The 1,084-nt window shown below is 68.5% G+C and carries 2 protein-coding genes; both read right to left on the reverse strand.

Features of this window, described 5'->3' with window-relative positions:
- The coding region (locus tag FFK22_RS41870; protein WP_143957009.1) for a formylglycine-generating enzyme family protein at nucleotides 1–642 on the reverse strand (642 nt) is incomplete at its 3' end.
- 90 nt (nucleotides 643–732) lie between these two features.
- Nucleotides 733–1,084: hypothetical protein (locus FFK22_RS43660; RefSeq protein WP_221939310.1), on the reverse strand; the 352-nt coding region annotated here is incomplete at its 5' end.

The following is a 1,084-nucleotide window of genomic DNA, read 5'->3' on the forward strand; positions in this document are numbered from 1 at the left end:
GACATTGCCGATCATGTCGTGCAGGCCGTAGCCGTTCGCCGGGAACGCCTCAACCGGCGACGTCCGGGGGTAGCCGTCGGCCCCCAAATTCTCGTGGGGAAACGCGCCCTGCCAGGTGTTCGCCACGTGGCGGCCACCGGGGGTGAATTCGTCGCCCCAGGCGAACTCCGCGCCGTCCAGGCCGCCCCGGGCCGCGAACTCCCATTCGGCCTCGGTGGGGAGGTCCTTGCCGGCCCAGGCCGCATAGGCGACGACGTCCTGGTAGGCCACATGCACCACCGGGTGGTCGTCGAGCCCTTCGATACCGCTGCCGGGCCCATAAGGGTGGCGCCAATCCGCGCCGCCTCGGAAGTCCCACCATTGCGAACAGTTGCGCAAATCGACGGGGCGCGGCGGCGGGGCGAAGACAAGCGAGGCCGCCCTCAGCATCTCGGGCTTTGCGCCTGGATAGTCCTTCGGATCCGGCGGGATCTCGGCGAAGGTCACGTAGCCGGTCGCCTCGACAAAGGCGCGGAACTGCCGGTTGGTGACCGGTGTCCGGTCCATCCAGAAGCCGTCGACCCGAACGCCGTGCACCGGCGCTTCCTCGGGGTAGTGACGATCGGATCCCATCTGGAAACGGCCGCCGGCGATCCAGACCATGTCGGCGCCCTCAGGGCCTGTCTGTGCGATCGGAACGGATGCAATTGAGATCATCGAAGCAGCCAATGCATTGCGGCCGCGCGGCCGCGGTTAAAACCGGAAGGTGACGCCGAGGATCGGCCCGTAGAGCGCCAGGTCGTCGAGCGGCGCGTGGCCGCCGAAGTCGTAGCCGAGGTAGCGGTAGCCGAGGGCGCCCGAGACCGAATTGCTGAAGCTGTATTCGACGGCGCCCAGCACCTGCCAGGTGAGGTCGGAGTTGCCGGCGCCGATGTCGGCATAGCCGAGCAGCGAGAAGCCGTCGCCAAGCTCGACGCTGGCGCGGACCCCGACGAGGCCATCGACGATCGTGGCGCTGTCGCTGACGCCGCGCGACAGGCCGAACCGGCCCTGTCCCTTGAAGTCGCTGTCGACCCACAGCCCCAGAATCCGGGCGCCGACCAGA

The sequence above is a fragment of the Mycobacterium sp. KBS0706 genome (genome assembly GCF_005938675.2).
Classification (GTDB): Bacteria; Pseudomonadota; Alphaproteobacteria; order DSM-16000; family Inquilinaceae; genus Inquilinus.